The following is a 17,458-nucleotide window of genomic DNA, read 5'->3' as shown; positions in this document are numbered from 1 at the left end:
CGGGGATCAGGTTCCCGTCGTCCGGCGGCTTGGGCATATCCCACTCAACGGTTTGCTACCAATATCTAGATACACGTTCTCACGTGGATCGTTCAGTATCAGGGTCGGTCTTTTCGTGAACTCTTTTCGTATCATTGCCCCTCGTTTCGTGTTCAGGTGGGTTCAAGCGATCCAAAGTATCATTCGGGGCGGGCGTGTCGGGTGTGGGTATGGTTGTGGTTCGCGGTGAGCGGTTAGATCAGTTCTTGCTGCGACAGTGGGAGAGCGGGGTGCCGCATGGGCTTGGGGAGCGGTCGGGGCGGTTGTGTGTGACGGCCGGGTCGATCGCGGAGCGGAATCTGAAGCGGTCGCTCGTGTCAGAGGGAGTGCCGGCGTCGCAGGCGGCGTCGTACTCGTCTATCGAGGATATTGCGCGGGCGGTCCTCTCCGCTCACCACGGGTCACGGGCGGCAGTGCTGGATCCGTCGTTGCGACGGCGAGCTATCGTTGAGATCATATCCGAGGCTGCGTGTGAGAAGCCGGAAACGCCGCTTGAGCGGTTCGTCGATCGGGTCGAATGGGATGAGGACGCGTATGCGCGCTTGTCATCGGAGCTTGAAGCGTATTTCCGGGCGTCGAACGTCGGAGCGCCATCTGAAGCGCATCGGAATCACGAGTCGTTGAAGGCGGTCGCTGTGAGGCTGTCGGACCCGTTTGCGGCGTGGAAATCGTCACAGGGGTTGGCGGCGTTTGCAGAGATTCACGCAGCGTTGCGTGCGCGGATGGGGGAGGTGCCTGCGCACGTGTATTTGTCGCGGAGTCATTTGGTTGCGGCTGCGAGCGAGCAGCTTGCTGGTGAATGGGAGGCGGTATTTCCGACGGTTGAGTGGGTCGGTGTGGCGACGGTGAACGTGTTTGATAATCCGACGACGCGGTTGCTTGCGGCGCTAGACGATCTTTCGGGTGGGCCGACGGTGAACGTGTTTGGTCGGTCGGGAACGCGAACGGATCTGGTATCGCGGCTACGGGCCGTCGGGGTGGACGTCACTGAGGGTACGGCGGGACGGTCGGCGGTGAGCGAGGTCGTTGACGACGTGTTGGCGGTGGCGCAAAATGAGTTTGAGGGGGAGGAGCCGGCGGGTGGCGTGGAGTTGGTTGAGGCCCCGGATCATCGGCGTGAGGTGGAGGCGGTGGCGGCGCGGTTACGGGAGTTGTTCGCGGACGGCGTGGTACCGGAGGATGTGGTCGTGGTGGCGCGTGATGCCGGTGCGTATCGGTCGGTGGTCGAGGACGTGTTCACGACGAATGAGTTCCCGTATCACGTCGAGACGCGGGTGCCGATGGGGAACGTGCCGGCGTACCGGTTCGTGAAGGCGACGATCGATCTGATCGCGTCGGTGTCGGAAAGGCCGGACGCGTCAGTCGGATATGAGGCGGTGATCGATCCGTTACGACTCGGGTTGTGTGTTCCAGGCACGGACGTGGGGTCGTGGCCGGTGCCGCAGGCGGAGTTTCTGCGGCTTGAAGAGGAGTTCGCGGCGGCCGAAGAGGCGTCTGGGCCGCGAGGTGTGCCGGAGTGGGCGGAGTTCGTGGGTGACCGGTCGGGGCGTGAGTGGGAGTTCGCGTCGGTGTACCTAGCGTGGATTCAGGAGGAAGCTGACCGGTCGGTATCTGACGGAGCGTGGCTGAGTGAGTGGATTCAGCGACTGTTAGGGCGGCACATAGAGCAGACGGTGGGGGCCGACGTGCAGAGCCCGGTTGGTCCGATGGTGGATCCGAGCCGCTCGGATCTGTCGGCGAAACACGAGAGTCATTACGCGGAACGCGTGCAGGATCAGGCTGGACGAGTCAGGGCGTACGTGAACCGAGCTGAGCAGTTGACCCCGGACGCTGATGCTGGGTGCGACTGGGAGCTTGCTGCGCGGGCGGTCGGTGACGTGATGGGCAGTGAGTCGATCGGGACGCGGAACGCGGACGCGAGTGCGGTACGAGTGGTGGACGCCGGTAACACGTACTTCCTCGATGCAGCACACGTGTTCGTGCTCGGGTTGTCCGCGGAGACGTTCCCGCAATCGTTCACACCACCGACGTTCCTGCATGAAGACTTGTTCGACGCGGTGTACGACGAGGCACACGGAGGTGACGACGAAACGACGGAAGACGTGGATCCGTACGTATTTTATGAGAGTCGGCAGAGCCAGTACGGTCAGGACCTCGATCTGTACGAGGCAGCGGCGGGTGTGAGTGCTGAGTCGGTGACGTTGCTGCACAATTATCTCGATTCGGCGTCGGACCCAGTTGCGTGGTCGTCGTTCGTCGATTACCTCGATCCGGAGGCAACGGAGGACGCGTACGTGTCCCGGATCGCCGTTGATGACTGGTTACCGACGGCGCGTGGAGCTGCCGGTGCCACGGCAGGGACGGCCACCCCGGATGATTCGGTAGCGAAGCACGGTGCGGTGTCGGCGTGGAGTGAGTTGGCCGGGCGGGATCGGCTGCGAGCGTACGCGTTTCATGTAGCGGACGCAGGTCACGTGTCCGGCCCGTCTATCTCGCCGATCGCGTTTACGCGGCTGGCGTTGTGGACGGACGGCGAGGCGTTCCACGGGACGATCCGCCCGCGGGTTGACCGGTTGACGACCCCGACGTTCCGCGTTGGCGTTGACGAAGCGGACGCCGCGTTCTCGCCGGACATCGACCGAGAAGCAGTGACGGGTGACCCGACACGGTCGTTTGAAGCCGATCTGTACGCACAGTGTGAGCTGAAATACTACTTCTACCAGTACCTGTTTAACCGGGACGGTGACGAGATCGACCGCGATCGGATTCCGGACGGGCGGCAGTCGAATCCGACGAGTCGCTTCGGGCGCGTGCCGCGCGTTCTTCGTGAACAGCACGTGACAGACCGGTATCGAGACGCGATCCGCGTGCTGATCGAAGAGCTCGCCCCGGACCGGCAGGCTGATTTGAACGCGTTCGACGATCCTGGCGCGGTCGTCGCGTGGTGGCGTGAGAACGCGCCGTCGAACGCACCGTCGTCGATCGCGCAGTCGCTCATTCGGGAGTACGAGCGCGTTCAGTCCGAGTTGGCGGCCGGGGTAACCCGTAACTGGGACTGGGTCGGTGGGCGAACGATTGATGCGGGCGACGGATCGCTCGCGCTCGGCCCCCACCGGGTCGATACCGTGACGTTCCCACCAGCAGATGAGCCGGACGCCGACGGTCGTGACACGGGACCGTATCACCTCCCGGTGTTCTACGTTGCTGAACGTGGCGCAGCAACGCACGCACCGAAGTTGTGCTGGGAGCCGCCGCGTGACGGGGCGTTGCGGCCACAGGAGTGTCACGACGTGTGCCGGCAGTGTGATGACGCTGCGTGGTGTCGGATCGGGTCGAAATTCGATCTCGATCACCGGTTACACGGGGCCGCGGTCGAGTATGCTGACCCGGTCGGCGTGGTGTTCGTTGAACAAGGCGTGAGCGGACCGAGCGGCCGGAACGGGTACCTTGTCACGCAACCAGGGACGGAAGACTGTCTTGATGTGGTCGAACAGACGGAACGACGCGTGACACCGGCAACATGGCAGCGCTTGGCAGAATCGTGGCGGGCGGATCTCACGGAGCACCTCGAAGCGATGCAGCATGACATCGGTGAGACGGCCGTGTACAACGTGGACGAAGCGTTCGTGGCTGAAGGGACGGATCGGTACGGGAACAACACGGGAAGCGGTGACAACGGTTGTGCGACATGTGTGTATCGTGACCTGTGTCAGCTACCCCAGAAGGTGAACGAGCGATGACGGGGCGTACCTCCGCGACACCGCCGTTGGAGACGCGAGGTAGCGTCTCGTTGAAGGGTCCACAGCAAACCGTGTTCGACAGGTTCCATGACCCGCAGTACGGTCGCGTGTGTGTGAACGCCGGCGCGGGGACCGGGAAGACGATGACGATGATCCGAACGGTCGCACAAGCCGTCGTCGCGGAGGATGACGCCGGGCGTGACCCGTTCGATCAGATCCTGTTGACGACGTTCTCGAACGACGCGGCACACGAGCTCAAGACGCGGCTGAAAACGCAGCTCCGTGAACACGACGCCGCCGCGACCGACCCCTTGAGTGATGCAGTGTGGCGGAACATCGAAACGAACGCCGACATCGGCACGATCGACGGGTTCCTCCAAGGGTTACTCGAAGAGATCGCCGTCGATATCGGGGTTCCGGCATCGTTCGAGATCCGCGATTCGGTTACCGAATCCGATCTCATCGGTGGCGTGTTCGATGCCGTGCGGAGTGACTGTTCGTCGGAACTCAGGCAACTCCGCGACGCGTTCCCGCCAACGGACGATCAGCCGGCCGGGTACCGTGATCTGGTCATGCAGATCCAACAGAAGTGCCGGGAGTACTGCTGGACGCCGGCGAAAGCCACACGACACCTTCGAAAGAGCCTCACGGAAATGCACGCCGGGCACGATCGGCCAGCAACCATCGATGACGTACAGGAAATCCTGGAGTCACTGGTACCGAATCCGTCGATGCTGTCCGATACCGACGACGCCCTCGCGCAACTACTCGTACACGTCCAGGAGACGTACGAGAACACGGCAGCGGTGATCGACGCGTTCGGCGTGGTGCTCGAATCGTTCGAACGACACTACGACCGGTTGACGCTCGAAACCGGCGCGTTGTCACACACCGACGTGACGTTCCTCCTCGTCAGGGAACTCGCCGGCGACGCACACGGCTTGGAGGGACGGCTCCCGTCGGCTGTCGCCGATCGGTGGCGAGACAGTCTTGCCTCACGGTACCAGTACGTGTTCGTCGATGAGGTGCAGGACACGAGTTACGCGCAGTGTCAAGTGCTGTCTCACGTGATCCGTAACGACGCACACCAGACGCAAGTGCTGTTGATCGGCGACGTGAAACAGTCGATTTACGAGTGGCGGTCGGCAGAACCGGAGATATTCGGCGACGTGATCGATGCCGGACAACGCGCAGACAACCTCCGTGACCGAGACGTCGAGCCGAGCGTCGTCGATGATCACTTCGGGATCCGCGGATTGACGCACGTCCCGTTGACGCTGAACTTCCGTAGTCACCCGGACATCATCGCGGCGGCCAACCGACTGTTCTCGCACGTGTTCTCACACCCGAGCCTCGGCGGTATGGGTGACATCGACATCGCGTACGAACCGTTGGACGCCTTCCGTGACGACGGCGACGCGAATCAGGCGCGTGTTCACGCGATGGATTTCTCCGGGAACACGACACGTGACGACTGGGTTCGCGTCGAAACAGAACGTATCGCCTCGACGATTGCGACGATCGTGGACCCCGACGACGACCCGCCGGTGCGGGTCGATCCGTACACGAAATCCGAAGCGAGTACGCCCGTGCCACCGGACCCAGGAGACATTACGCTGCTGTTCCGATCCCGGTCTCGCATGGAGGAGTACGCCACCGCGCTTCGAGAACGCGGCCTCCGCGCCGCAGTCGATGCGAGCGATGACCTGTTCGAAACAACCGAGATCAAACTCATCATCGACGTTCTCGAATGGTTCGCAAATCCACACTCCCGCCCGTCGTTACTACGTATCCTCAGGTCCCCGTTGGTCGCGGTTTCCGATGAGACGCTTCGGACCGTCCCGCGGTTCAACGGCAGCGTCCAAGCGTTGCTCGACGACTGGCCCGAACGCCTCCCATCCGACGACCGTGACCGGATCGCTGGGCTCGTCGCGCTCCGAGATGACTTACGGTGGAGTCGTGAAGAGGCGAAATCCGATCTCGTGCACAAGATCCTCCGACATTCAGGGTTCGAGACCGTCCTGCTCACAAACCCGGAAGCGATCCGTGAGTACGGGAACTTGTGGACGCTCACTGAACTCATTGACCAATGGGAAGAAGACGAGCTCCTCGCCTACCGGGAACTCGTCGATCGACTCACAACGCTACGGGATTTGACTCCGCAGAACCAGCCGGACTTCACCGTCGCACCGATCGCCAGCGAGGAGAACGATGACGCCGTCATATTAACCACGGTACACGCGTCGAAAGGCCGCGAGTTCCCCGTCGTGTTCCTCGTCGATCTGTTGAACCGCCTCAACTTCCCGCGCACACAACTCAGCCGGCTCGTCTGCAGTCGCCGCGACGGGCTCGCCATCCGCCCGCAACCGGGCGAGACACCGTTCCCTGACGGAGTCGATATCGACAGTCCGGACGATGACGGCGTCTGGCTCGGCACCGATCGGTCCAACGGCCCGATCGCAACGGCAACCGGCCCGATCTGGCTCTCTGACGAGCGAACCGACGACGGGCAGTTCCAGTACGGGAACCCGTTGAACCGGCACCTCGAACGTGAGGTCGCCGAATCATGGCGGAACCTCTACGTCGCGTTCACCCGCGCTGCCGACCACGTCTTCTTCGGCCTCTGTACCGACCAGATCTACCACGGCGAGCATACCACGTGGATGGCACCAATGCGAGACGTGTTCTTCCCAGACACCGACGCACCAACCGGGACCGTCGAACTCACGCCAACCGACGACCGACTCGATGATCGTGCCGGACACACCACTGCCAGCACCGGTAGTCACGATCCGTTCACACTCGGAATCGATGACGTGCCGCTCAACGCTACACCGCGCGTCTCACAGGATCGTGAATCGTTACCCGCTGTTGACGAGTTCCTCGCCGGAACACCGGAGACAGATACGATTGACGCGCTCCCGTTACGACCACAATCACTGACGGCGACGGCCGTCCACGACTTGCTGTCCTGCCCACGTCGATATCAGTACGAACACGTCCAAGACGTCACACCGATGTCACCGCCCCGCGAACAGGACATCTCACCGCCTGCCGGGCTCGCCCCAACCGAGTGGGGGACCGTCGTCCACGACGTGCTTGAAGCACACGTCGTCGCCGGCCGTGACCTTGACACAGAGCTCGCTGCTGTCCGCACACGACACGGAGAAGAAGTGGTTGATGAGCTCACCGACACCGTGATCCCGAACTTCGACGCCACTGACACCGGTACACGCCTCCAGACGAGCGTTGCTGACGGAGACATTCTTGCCGAAGAAACGTTTGATGTCACGCACGACCTCGGCGAGACCACGACCCTGATCCGCGGTGACATCGATCTGCTGTACAAAGACGACGACGGGTGGCACATCGTCGATTACAAAACCGGTGGTGTTCGGTCCGACGCCGAGTACGCAACCGCTCGATACAAAACCCAACTGCAAGCGTACGCCTGGTTACTCACGGAACTCTACGATATCGATGTCACCGGCGCTCACCTCATGTACGTCCACGACGGCGGAACAACCCACGATGTCGCCGTTGATCACGCGACGTTCGACGACGCGCTGAACCGTGTCACTACGCAATTGTCGCTCACACGCAACGAAAACGGTCGAATCATGTTGGCAACCACCCCCTCGCCCGACCCTGACGATCACCCCGACCGTGCTGCGCTTGACGAAACGACTCGTTGCGGCTCCTGCCCGTACGGGCAGAGCAAAGGCGGGCCATGCCGATTCGGCTGATCTCGTCAGCAACGTCGTACTGAGGAGAGAATCTATTGGCCGCCCCATCGTGTCCGCGTACTAGCGAACGGATCCTCAGAAACCCCTTTTCGCCGCTGATGGGTGATGTTGACCGCTTTGTATCCACGGTCTGTTTCCAGAATGTCGTATTGAATGAGATCATCTTCAGTCGGTGCTTGACCACGTACGTCGCTGACATTGAAGAACACGTCGTCAGAAACCTCGCTCGTTTCGATGAATCCGTACCTTTCTTCCGAGTTGTAATGTGCGACAGTCCCGATCTCTTCCCGGACAACGTACTCCTCGCTTCCTTTTTCCGGATAGTTAGCGGACGGTGAACCGTCGTTACCAGTGCTGATGTGCGATTGCTCAGTGTGGTCTGTTTTGTGCTTGAGCAAACTCATTGCTGATTCGAATTCAACGCCACTGTCAGAACACCGATGGATAGTCTCCTGGCTCGTTTCGCTCCCATGCTTACGTTCAACGTGCCGATCTAAACGAAAAGCAGCGCGAGTTCCCCGCCCCACCGTGGGCGGGGGTGAAGCGCGTCCGCTCGGCTACGTCCCTGTTTTAAGTATCGGGACGCCCTACTACAGTATGGAACCCACGTTATCGGCCTCGCAAAACCCGCGCACCCACTTCGGGGTAAGACGCGGTGCGCCGGGCCTGTGTCGCGCCCTCGTGAAGGGGCGGACGCCCACGGACACACCCGCCACGGCTGCAACAGACGACCTCTGTTGCGGTGGCACTCCCGGTGTGTTCGGGTGTTACCGGTTCCACGCGAGTCCCCCACAGGGACGAGCGCGGGCGGAATTAAATTCGCCACCGGTCGTTTCGCTGGCTCCACGCCAGAGACCACGGCGAAGCCACGGGCCACCGCGCCCGTGGTACTTCACTGCGAACTGTGAGTGGTATGTTTTATTACACTGGTCGCAAGCAAACCGGACGCCGTCCGGTCTCTCCCCGCACGTGATGAGGTGCGACATCAACTCTTGCTTCTCGTTATGATAATGAGTTCTTCACTAAGGAGTAACTCTCCGAGTGACTTCATTTCGAAATGTTGTTCCTTGAGACCGCAGATCACTACGGCTGCAAAGTGAACGTCTATTATGACCAGAAGGTTAATTTCTGTTCATGTCAACCGTTTATCTATGACTGGCGACAGGAAGGATACAAAACCGCTCGACGAAGAGGAGGAGAAAGAAGGGAAGTATGACAAATATATTGATAGGATATTGGATGCTTTCAGTATATTTTAACTGGGCCTGCTGCTGAGTTCTTCATCTGTACTGAACGGTAACTGCGTGTGCGTATTGAACGACCACACTACTATCTAGCCAGTGAGACGAATCGAGATACATGGCCAGTCAGCGACGATATTCTTTCACCCATGCTCTTGTTCTTGGTTTTGTGGCTGGAGTTGCAGGTTACTCGCTGTTACTGCTCGGAGTGCGTTTTGCAGCACACGTTTCGTATGTGGCCCCATCGCCCGACCTTTCACTCCAATACGTGTTCTTTCTCCTGACGTTCCCGATCGGAACCATTCTTTCTATCGGAGTTCCCGTGACAGTGTTTCTTTACCGACAATGGATTGGCCCATTAATTGGTCTGGGTCTTCTCGTGTTATTTTGGTTAATAATAGCAATGTACAGCGGAGATGCGACCCCCTTCGGTATCGCCCCTATGTTCTGGATTCTGTATCTCTCACTATATGCAGGATTAGCGTTCGTTATCGACGTACTCATCAGACAACCACATAAACAGAACTGCACAATTGGACAATAGATGGTATGTCTATGACCTGTACTGATCAGATTGACAGTATAAGCCAGATTATTTCGGTGGAAGGGCGTCATCATATTCGCCGTCAAGGATTTCAGAACAATTAACGGGAATACTGCTCCACGCGTTCTTCACAACCTCGTACCCAGTCCACCCTTCCGTTTGAATCATCCTCACGGTTGCCTCGCAGAATTCAGGCTTTTCCATGAGGTCGTTGTCAAGCAGGATGTAGAGGAGATACGGTGGTCCCACAACGTCAATGTCGTACCCGTTGTCATCGATGAGACGCCGAATTGACCGTCTCGCAGCTGAGTCAAGAATCGATACGATCTGATACGACGAACCGTGTTCAGAAAGTTCCTGCTTGAGCGATTGCTCGCCTGCATCTGGTCCATGCGGGCGGGGAACGACAGTGACGCACGACCACGGCGACGAATCCTCGTCTAGATGTTCAAGAACACGGTGGCCCCCTTGTTTCAAGTAGTACTCACGGCTGCCCTCAGGCGGGTATTTGTTCGAGTTGACGTGGTTTTGAAGTTCGTGCTTGCAGACGTTTGTCGTTGTAAGGTGGATCGCGTCTTTCAGCCGTTCCCACTGAGTGGTGTTCGCAACCGCGATCAAGGAACTCGTATCAGCCAGTATCGGATAGCGAGCCTCACTCGCCATCGCTGTCCGTCAGGAATTCAGACGTGTCTCGTTCCATAGCCGCCTCGAACGACGCTTTCTCCTCTTCCATCCTATCGAGTTTCTCACCGAGAAGGACACGGGCCACGTCCTCACCAATCTCACCACGACTGTATCGTTCGTACACCGCAATCTTGTCTTGTTCATCTAATGACTGTCGGAGCATTTCGACCAGGCCGACGCGGGCGAGTTCGCTCACGTTGACGCCACCGATATGAATCTCATCAAGCAGCTCCGCAGCCTCTTTTTCCGCCCCCGCACGAAACTGAATCGTCTTGTCGTAGCTTGATCCGCTCATACATTGACGTTCGACGGGGAGGGACATATATGTTATGACGTGTACCTACTTGTCAATACGTGACGTCAGGGATGTAGTACTACCATTCAGGCCTCTCTCGCAAGGGGTGCGATATGAGTTAGGAACCGTGCAGAACCATTATAATCTAATGAAATGAACGAAAGCTAGTGAACTCGTCGCCCTTCTTGAACCTATCGCTAATTTGATATTATCCGGGACGACTTAAGAAGGGCTGGAAATTAGCCACTGTCCCCTTCATTCGCAAGCTCCTCCCCGAAGTGGTTGTACGGGTTTGTTTGTTCCTGTTTCATCATCTCCATCCGCTCAATATCGGCTCCGAGTGAGTCCAGAGTTTCAAGGGTTTCCTCAATGTCCTCCGACGTGCGGCCCACTACTTCCAGTGACAGGTTCTCGCTGTTTGTTAATAGCTCACGGATGCTTACGATACCGGAAACCTCCATCAAGTCATCCACCATCTTCTCTCGGTCTTGGAGAGGGACTGTTGCAGTGACGAGGAGGTGATGACCTAACCCCGTTTCACTGTACTTGATGATTGGGTGATAATCGATAATGACGCCACGCTCCTCAAGACTGTTGATTCGATTAGCGACCGTACTGGACGAAACACCGACTTTCTCAGCCATGTCCTCGGTCGTGACGTCGGGCGTCCTTCTGGAGTAGATACAGTATCCCTTTATCCACTTTGTCGAGTTCCTTGGAAACCATCAGTAGACTGTAGGGGTCGAAACGGGAAGTGGCTTTCCGGGGCAAACAACGCACGCCGACCGCGCCGGTTGTTGCCGTGTGAGTCTGATCAGGATTGAATATGATGTCTATAGCGAACCAACCGACTCAAACGGTCTGAATCCGAAGGAGATGCTGTGCGAGATACGCGCGCTGTATTCAGCACTCGCGATCCTAACGAGCCCCAGATAAGTTGGATTCCGGATAGAGAGCGTAGGTTGTGTTATCGCGGCGGTCAGCTCCGGATCTGGTCGGTAAAGAACGCGGTCGTGTAGGTAATCTGGAGAGCCTGTCCGACGGCGACACTGCCGAGTAGGACGGTGAGGATGGCGAGGACACCGACGATGTCCACCGCCTCAACGAGGAAGCCGGGGTCGGCGGCACCCCCAAGTACGTCGGTGATAACGGGTCCGAGAACACCCACTCCGGCTATCACAGCGAGTCCGACCACGATGAGCCCGTACTCCAGCGCGACTCGGATCACGGTGAACCCGGCAACGGACGCCGGTGCGTCCCGAACGACACGGATGGCACCCTTCACAGCGTCAACCGCGGGGTCCCCCTTGACGGCGACAGCGGGAAACAGGAACTGCGCGACCATCGCACAGCAGAAGTACACGCCACCGAACACGACCAAAAGAAGGCCGACTGCGGCGGTAGTGGCGATCTCGGGCAGAGCAATAGCGCTCGCCACGAGCGTTCCCGCGATGACGAGCACGAGCATGAGTGCGAACAGCACGAAGAACGCGGCGAGCCACAGGAGGATGAGCAGCGCGTACGCGCCGAGCAGCGAGAGCCAGCGCTCTCGGACGAGGTCGACGCCGACTCCCGTCGACAGCGACCCGGTGGACAGGCCGTGGTCGGTGACCGCGTACGCGGCTCCGAGACCGAAGGCTAACACGGGGATCCCCAGTAGCCAACCGAGAATGGGAACCACGCTGATGACGACTGACGCGACGAGTGCGACCATCCCGAGAACTCCAACCACCGTGAGCGTGGCAGGCGTTCGATCTGCGAGTCGACGGATTCCGTGGAGGGAGTCGAGTGCGGGTCCCATACGTCGTCGTTCGTAACCGACGCCGTAGAAGTTCGGATTACAGTCGGAGGCTGCCCCGAGCAACCGTCGTCGTTGTGGTGGTCGGTGCGGTACGCTTCTCGTGGTCGAACGAGTCTGGCGGACACTTCCACCAACGCCAGTACATGCGGCTCGGATCGTGAGCAAAAAGCAGGTACTGACCGATTACTCCCTTGTGCGCCGATTTTCAGTCCGCAAGATTTGCGCTGTGTATGCAGCAGTTCCCGAATGAACTACGCTTCCCCTGTCAGATGCGGCGTACGGTATACAGCTAGCTGTCCGGACATCGCTGCTAGGTTAGCCCACTCAGGGTGACTCACAGCCAGCGTGGATGGGCAGGCTTGTCACACTCGATTGGAATAGTCACAAGCAGCCACGGGGGAGTGACCACGAGAAAGAGAAGCCAAACCCCTATAAAAATAATACTTCTGACACAGAAACATTCACCGTTGAATCCATGATGAAATCCAGCTATGGAACCAGATGCAGATTGCAGATTATAGTTAGTTATTTGATACTCACTTTTATATAATCCTCCGATTTAGTTAACCTGACTCCAAGAAGGAGGCGACCCCCGGTCACACTCCGTATGGGTTAGCAACTCTGGGGAGTGCGAAAATCGGGGGTGAAAATGACGATTCCCACGACACGAAGCCTGAGAGTGGAGAAAAACGGACTCTTAGAGTCCGTACGTACTCCGTATGGGTTGGGGCGGATTTGAACCGCCGGCCTCCTCCATGTCAAGGAGGTGTCATAACCGGACTAGACTACCAACCCGACGGGGCTTTCTGGCGCGTTTCGTCGTTCCCCGGGGATACAATTGAACCTTTCGGATCGGGGTCCGGCACCGCAGTTCCGTCACCGATTTATAGGTCCGACGGCGGTGACGGTTCCGGTGGTTCGTCGGTTTCGACCGCTTTTATTGGGTCGGACAAGCAGGTTCTGACATGGTCGATCTTTCCGCCCGCGCCGACCGGTTGGACGAGTATCTCGATGCCCGCGGTCTCGAGGCGGTGTGGTTCGCCCGTCCGAACGGGTTTGCGTGGCTTCTCGGCGGCGACAACGTCGTTGACGCGGACGCGGACGTCGGCGTCGCAGCCGCCGGCTACGACGGGTCATTTCGCGTGGTGACCGACAACGTCGAAGCCGACCGACTCGCCAGCGAGGAACTGCCCGACGACGTGCCCGTCGAGTCGTTCCCGTGGTACGCCGACTCGCTTTCCGCCGCCGTCGCCGAGCGCTCGCCGACGCCCGCCGCGGCCGACTTCGACGTGGCCGGCTTCGACGCCGTCGACGCGACCCGCCTGCGACAGCCGCTCATCGAGACCGACGTGGAGCGCTATCGCGAGCTGGGTCGGGAGGCCGCCGCCGCGGTCGAGACGGTGTGTCGGAACCTCGAACCCGACGACCCGGAGTACGAGGTCGCGGCCGGCGTCGAGATCTCGCTTGCCTCCCGTGACGTGAACACGCCCGTCGTGCTCGTCGGAGGCTCGGAGCGAGCGCAGTCGTTTCGTCACTACACCCCGAGCGACGCGGAACTCGGGGCGTACGCGCTCGTGTCCATCACGGCCGAGCAAGGTGGTCTGTACGCTTCTCTCACCCGCACGGTCGCGTTCGACCCGCCGGAGTGGCTGGAACGACGCCATCGGGCCGCCGAGAAGGTCGAGGCGACGGCGCTCGCGGCCACTCGCGCGGCCGCGACCGGCACGCTCGGCGACGGCACGGCCGGCGACGTGTTCGAGGCGGTTCAGGCCGCCTACGACGCGGTCGGCTTCGACGGCGAGTGGCGGAGCCATCATCAGGGCGGTGCAGCGGGGTACGCCGGCCGCGAGTGGATCGCCACGCCCGGGGCGACGGAGCCGGTTCGCGAGCCGATGGGGTACGCCTGGAACCCGACCGTGCAGGGCGCGAAAAGTGAGGACACCCATCTCGTCGCGACCGACCGAACTGAGATGTTGACGAAAACCGGGCGGTGGCCCACACACGAGGTCGCCCCCGTCGCAGTCGACGGCCTCGACGATCCGGAGCCGTTCGAGCTGCACGCGCCCGTCACGCGGTGATCTCGAGGAGTATCCCTGAACGCCGACCGAACTCACGGCGGGAATCGAAAGCGATCAATCGACGATGTGATGCGGCCCGAGCGGTCCGTGGTTCGGACAGACGCCAGCGATCGGTGTGGCGTTGAGACAGCAGGCGCGCTGCCGGGACCCGATCGCTCCACGCCGAACCGGCTCGCCGCAGCGCCGACATCGTGGCTCGCGATCCTGGGATACCGGCACATCACCATCGGCGGAACCTGGCGTGTCGGTCATCTTCGATGGTGTTGTGTCGCCGTCATCGGCGGATCAGTACACGTACTCGTTCTCGTCGATCCCGACGTAGTTCCGTTTCGTTTTCCGTTTGTTCCATTTGTACCCGAGCACGAGCTTCAGCGATTCTAATCCGGATCGATACGGCTGTGAGAGCAGAGCATCGCCCGTTTCGGCCGCGAGGAGGTCGTCCGCGGCACCGATGACGCGGTTCCAGTCGTCCGGGTCGTAGTCGGCGACCATATCCGCCATCGTCACGTTCCGAACGATCTCGTCACCTATCTCCTCCTTCCACCGTCGATTGTACGCAGCCAGATCCCCTTTCGCGGCGAGCTCTCCGGCGATGGACCCGGTACGGATAGCAACGTGGTCGCCCCCCTCGTGGAAGGCGGAGGTCGTTCCCATCGCGCCACCGACGACCGCGATCCCCGCGTCCGTCGGCGAGTCGATCGGGCGCGTCGAGGAGATCGGATACGTCTCCGTCCCGTTCCGCTTCCCGGCTTCATCGACGATCGGAAACGCCTCCTCGATGTCGTACTCGTCGCCGAACTGCCACTCAAGGAGCCGTCGGATGTACTCCGAACCGTTCGGGATCGACTCGTCGTCCGGCTCGAGAAGCTCGTACTCGTCAGCGTCGAACGTCTCGATGTCGAGCCCGATCGGCATCGTGAGTCCGATCCGACAGGCGCGGCCTTCGTTCGGGAATATCCACGGATACGCCGTTTCGCCCGGCATAACACCCCACCAAAAGATGATCGCGTCGTTCAGCTCCTCGTACACCGCCTCCGGGACCCGGCGGTGCTCCTGATAGGCAATGTGGTTGGCGTTCGGCGGCGAGAGCCGGTCCGACGCGCCGGAGCCCTCGGGAAGAAACCGGTCGAGCACGCGGTTGGTAACCGTTCGCTGCGGACCGTCCGCGAGCACGACGAAGTCTGCCCAGAGCTCCTCGCCGGACGCGAGCTGGACGACGTGGCGAGGATCGTCGCCGCCTCCCCTACCGACGCCGTCGGCAACGTCGACCGTCAGGTCCGTCTCGACGTCGCGAACGGTGACGCCGGTTCGGTACTCCGCGCCGGCGTCTTCGGCCCGCTCGCGCATCCAGTCGTCGAAACGTGCCCGGTGAAACGTGTAGCCGAACTCGTCGTATGAGGAGTCGATCCCGGTCGAGTACAGCGTCGCCGCCTCGTCGGGACCGCGGAACTCCGCTCGGGTCAGCTCACACTGGAGGACGCCGTCGTCAAACTCGTCGGGATGGATCCCCATGATATCGACCCAGTAGTCGAGAATACCGGCAGCGTCGGTCGAATCGGGACCCAGTCCGTCCCTGTCGGCACGCGGGACCCCTTTCTCTAGAACGATGGCGTCAGCACCGGCGTTCGCGGCCGTATACGCCGCTGCGGAGCCGCCGGGACCACCACCCACGATCGCGACGTTGACGCGTTCCATACTCCGAGAGGTTCCCGTTCGGGTATTAAATTCACGGTCCCGTGACCGAGACGGTGCCCCGGACGACGGTGAAGCTACGCCGAGTGTCCAACTAATTACGTTTGTCGAATACGTTTGTTTAAAACGATCGATCATGCGATTATCTGGAACTTCTCCGTCGATGAAAGGACATGCTTTTAAAAGTGAGACGACACCCATCTCACGATCATGGTACGCGAAACGTGGGCGACACGGGTCGGATTCATCCTCGCCGCGGTCGGTAGCGCAGTGGGGCTTGGTAACATCTGGCGATTTCCGTTCATCACCGGACAGGAAGGTGGATCGGCGTTTCTGCTCGTGTACCTGCTGTTCATCGCACTGATCGGGTTCCCGGCACTGCTCGTCGAGTTCGTCATCGGCCGCCGGACGGAGCTAAACCCGGTCGGAGCGATACGCGAGCTCGGCAGCGGTCTGTGGAAACACATCGGCTGGCTGTTCGTCATCACCGGGTTCATTATCCTCGCGTACTACAGCGTCGTAGCCGGCTGGTTCCTCCGGTACATGCTCATCGGCATTACGGACGGATACGCACTCGCGGGTCCCGAGGAGGCAGGTACGCTGTTCGGTGCGGTCTCTACCGGGCTCGACTCGCTTGTTTTCCACGCAGTGTTCATGGCGATGGTGATCGCCATCATCGCGGCGGGCGTCAGGAGCGGCATCGAGATCGCGGTGAAGGTGATGGTGCCGTTGATCATCGCCCTGCTCGTCGGGCTCGCCGCGTACGGGTTCACGCTCGACGCCTCGACGCAAGCGTACGCGTACTACCTCTCGCCGGAGTTCGGCGTCATCGCCGAGAACTGGACGAGTATACTCCCCGCGGCCGCCGGACAGGCCTTCTTCACGCTCTCGCTCGGAATGGGTGTCATGATAACGTACGCCTCCTATCTGGGCGAGGACCGTAATCTCGCCGAGGACGCGGGTGTTATCGTCGGACTCGACACCCTCATTGCCGTGATCGTCGGCTTCGTCGTGTTCCCGTTCCTGTTCGCCGCCGGTCTCGAACCCGGGTCGGGCGGTGCGGGCGAGATCTTCGTGAGCCTCACCTCGGCGTTCTCGGAGATTCCCGCCGGTCGCGTCATCGGAATCGTCTTCTTCGGCATGGTCGGTATCGCCGCGCTGTCGTCCGCGATCAGCATTCTCGAGGTCGTCGTCTCCTACCTGATCGACGAGCTCGACGTCAAGCGGATGCCAGCGTCGATCGCCGTCGGCGTCGCGATGTTCCTGCTTGGGATCCCGGTGACGATCGATCTGGTGTTCCTCGACCTGCTCGACGGGCTCGCCGACGGCGTGCTCCTCGTCTTCGGCGCGCTGTTGCTCGCAATATTCGTCGGCTGGGTGATCCCCGACATCGCCCGCGAGGAACTCGAACAGGGTGTCGGCGCCATCGGCGGACTCGGAACCGTATGGATCTGGCTCGTTCGGATTCCGATCATCGTCGTCGTCGCCGTCTCGCTGTACCTCGGGGTCGTCGGATACGTCGAGTTCCTCACCGAGGAGTTCGCCGGCTGGCTCGCCGCACGGTAGCATCCGATCGCTCGACCGGACAGTCGGGGGCT

Annotated in this window: 11 protein-coding genes and 1 tRNA gene; 4 read left to right on the top strand and 8 right to left on the bottom strand. The window is 60.5% G+C overall.

Annotated elements, in window-relative coordinates:
* Window positions 1-884 precede the first annotated feature (884 nt).
* Both ACYQ0R_RS05170 and ACYQ0R_RS05165 read left to right on the top strand, forming a co-directional pair.
* Window positions 885-3,779 carry a PD-(D/E)XK nuclease family protein gene (locus ACYQ0R_RS05170; RefSeq protein ID WP_459821335.1) on the top strand — a complete coding sequence of 965 codons (2,895 nt, stop codon included), beginning with the start codon at window positions 885-887 and terminating at the stop codon, window positions 3,777-3,779.
* A complete protein-coding gene (locus tag ACYQ0R_RS05165) occupies window positions 3,776-7,525 on the top strand; it encodes a UvrD-helicase domain-containing protein (RefSeq protein ID WP_459821333.1) in 3,750 nt (1,249 codons plus the stop codon). The genes ACYQ0R_RS05170 and ACYQ0R_RS05165 overlap by 4 nt, the downstream gene beginning before the upstream one ends.
* A 32-nt stretch (window positions 7,526-7,557) precedes the next feature.
* On the opposite strand, the gene ACYQ0R_RS05160 is transcribed toward ACYQ0R_RS05165, so the two are convergent.
* The 6 genes from ACYQ0R_RS05160 to ACYQ0R_RS05135 form a co-directional block, all read right to left on the bottom strand.
* The gene (locus ACYQ0R_RS05160; RefSeq protein ID WP_459821331.1) at window positions 7,558-7,929 is read right to left on the bottom strand and encodes a cold-shock protein; all 372 of its coding nucleotides are present in this window, start codon (window positions 7,927-7,929) and stop codon (window positions 7,558-7,560) included.
* A gap of 1,429 nt (window positions 7,930-9,358) precedes the next feature.
* Window positions 9,359-9,973 carry a hypothetical protein gene (locus ACYQ0R_RS05155; RefSeq protein ID WP_459821329.1) on the bottom strand — a complete coding sequence of 205 codons (615 nt, stop codon included), beginning with the start codon at window positions 9,971-9,973 and terminating at the stop codon, window positions 9,359-9,361.
* Window positions 9,963-10,289 (bottom strand): DUF8065 family protein, encoded by a 327-nt coding sequence (locus ACYQ0R_RS05150; RefSeq protein ID WP_459821327.1) that lies wholly within the window; start codon window positions 10,287-10,289, stop codon window positions 9,963-9,965. The genes ACYQ0R_RS05155 and ACYQ0R_RS05150 overlap by 11 nt, the downstream gene beginning before the upstream one ends.
* A 239-nt stretch (window positions 10,290-10,528) precedes the next feature.
* Entirely contained in the window at window positions 10,529-10,933 is a 405-nt protein-coding gene (locus ACYQ0R_RS05145; RefSeq protein WP_459821325.1) for an Lrp/AsnC family transcriptional regulator, read from the bottom strand.
* Between the two features lie 335 nt (window positions 10,934-11,268).
* Window positions 11,269-12,090 (bottom strand): DUF7847 domain-containing protein, encoded by an 822-nt coding sequence (locus tag ACYQ0R_RS05140; protein WP_459821323.1) that lies wholly within the window; start codon window positions 12,088-12,090, stop codon window positions 11,269-11,271.
* Window positions 12,091-12,810: 720 nt separating this feature from the next.
* Window positions 12,811-12,885: transfer RNA gene (locus ACYQ0R_RS05135), tRNA-Val, on the bottom strand.
* Window positions 12,886-13,055: 170 nt separating this feature from the next.
* Between ACYQ0R_RS05135 and ACYQ0R_RS05130 the strand changes: the two genes are divergently transcribed.
* Entirely contained in the window at window positions 13,056-14,168 is a 1,113-nt protein-coding gene (locus tag ACYQ0R_RS05130; protein WP_459821321.1) for a M24 family metallopeptidase, read from the top strand.
* Between the two features lie 54 nt (window positions 14,169-14,222).
* Here the strand turns inward: ACYQ0R_RS05130 and ACYQ0R_RS05125 are convergent, their stop codons facing one another.
* Both ACYQ0R_RS05125 and ACYQ0R_RS05120 read right to left on the bottom strand, forming a co-directional pair.
* The gene (locus ACYQ0R_RS05125; protein WP_459821319.1) at window positions 14,223-14,420 is read right to left on the bottom strand and encodes a hypothetical protein; all 198 of its coding nucleotides are present in this window, start codon (window positions 14,418-14,420) and stop codon (window positions 14,223-14,225) included.
* A gap of 33 nt (window positions 14,421-14,453) precedes the next feature.
* Complete coding sequence (locus ACYQ0R_RS05120; protein WP_459821317.1) at window positions 14,454-15,863, bottom strand: NAD(P)/FAD-dependent oxidoreductase; 1,410 nt, start codon at window positions 15,861-15,863, stop codon at window positions 14,454-14,456.
* Between the two features lie 207 nt (window positions 15,864-16,070).
* Between ACYQ0R_RS05120 and ACYQ0R_RS05115 the strand changes: the two genes are divergently transcribed.
* Window positions 16,071-17,426: a sodium-dependent transporter gene (locus ACYQ0R_RS05115; RefSeq protein ID WP_459821315.1), complete on the top strand. Its 1,356-nt coding sequence runs from the start codon at window positions 16,071-16,073 to the stop codon at window positions 17,424-17,426.
* Window positions 17,427-17,458 lie beyond the last annotated feature (32 nt).

It is taken from the genome of Halorubrum luteum (genome assembly GCF_054652935.1).
This window is presented reverse-complemented; position numbering and strand designations above follow the sequence as displayed.